Source organism: Actinomycetota bacterium (assembly GCA_005774595.1).
Lineage (GTDB): Bacteria > Actinomycetota > Coriobacteriia > Anaerosomatales > D1FN1-002 > D1FN1-002.
In genome coordinates this window covers 1-1129 of record VAUM01000484.1, presented here as the reverse complement: position 1 = coordinate 1129, position 1129 = coordinate 1, and the positions used below count along the sequence as shown (strand labels likewise).

Here is a 1129-nt window from a genome sequence, read left to right as displayed (position 1 = left end):
GCCCCGAGTACTTCTGCAACGCGCCCACCAACCCAGCCGCATCGAGCAGGTCGAGGTAGTGCGCGACCGTGGTGGTGTTGCCGGCGTCGTGCAGACCGGCGCGCATCTTCTCGAAGGTGAGCTCGCGCCCAGAGTATTCGCAGGCCAGTCCGAAAACCCGCCGCAGCAGCGCGGGCTTGTCGATCCGCGTCATCAGCAGCACGTCTCGCGAGACGGTCGCCTCGACGATGCCGTTCACGATGAAGTCCCGCCAGCGCGCGGGCTCGCCGAGATACGGCGCGCCGCCGGGGTAGCCGCCGTGGAAGATCCAGGTGTCGAGGTCCCAGCCGAACGCCGCTTCGCACTCGGCCCACGTCCAGTGCGTCGCGGGAAGGACCTCGAACCGCCCCGCGAGGCTCTCGGACAGCCCCTGCTGCATGAGCAGCGGCGACGAGCCGAGGAGCACGACCTTCAGGTCGCGCTCGTGGAAGGTGTCCTCGTCCCAGAGCCGCTTGACCCACGCCGACCAGTCCGGGACCTTCTGGACCTCGTCGATCACGAGGACCGCGGAACCCCCCGCCGCGAGGTTGCGGCCTTGCGCCCACTGCTCGTCGAGCCAAGCGGGCGATTGCGAGGTGGCGGTGTCGGCCGAGGCGCAGTGCCACGGCACGCGCACGCGCTCGAGCGCCTGACGCACCGCGGTCGTCTTGCCGACCTGGCGCGGCCCGAGAACGACCTGGATGGTCCGGCGCGACTCGGCGAGGCGGGCGCTGATGATCGAGACGAGAGCGCGTTCGTACATTGGCTCACCTGCGGCGGGCGTGATAACTCAACGTACTGAGATAAATAACTCAATGCGCTGAGATAGTCAAGGCGCGAGCGGGCCTGCGCGGCGCGAACACACGCCCCTGTACGACAACTCCGACTACTGCACTCGGATTGTGAGAGTCGGAGTAGAGCCTCTCGGCCCCGGCCCACCTTCCGCCGCATCCTCGTAGCGAGCGACGACCTGCAACGTGTCCGGCGCCGCACCAGTCTGCATTCTCAAGTACTCGGTCACGGCATCCGCCGGGAACAGCTCCGTCGGCCCCGCTACGCCTCGGCCCGACTCGGTCACGTCGCCGGAAGCGGGAGCGCTCGAGGCGTGGAC

General features: G+C 68.6%; 1 protein-coding gene. It reads right to left on the bottom strand.

Features of this window, described 5'->3' with window-relative positions; genetic code table 11:
- Window positions 1-781: ATP-binding protein (locus tag FDZ70_11160; GenBank protein TLM65360.1), on the bottom strand; the 781-nt coding region annotated here is incomplete at its 3' end.
- Between the last annotated feature and the right edge of the window lie 348 nt (window positions 782-1129).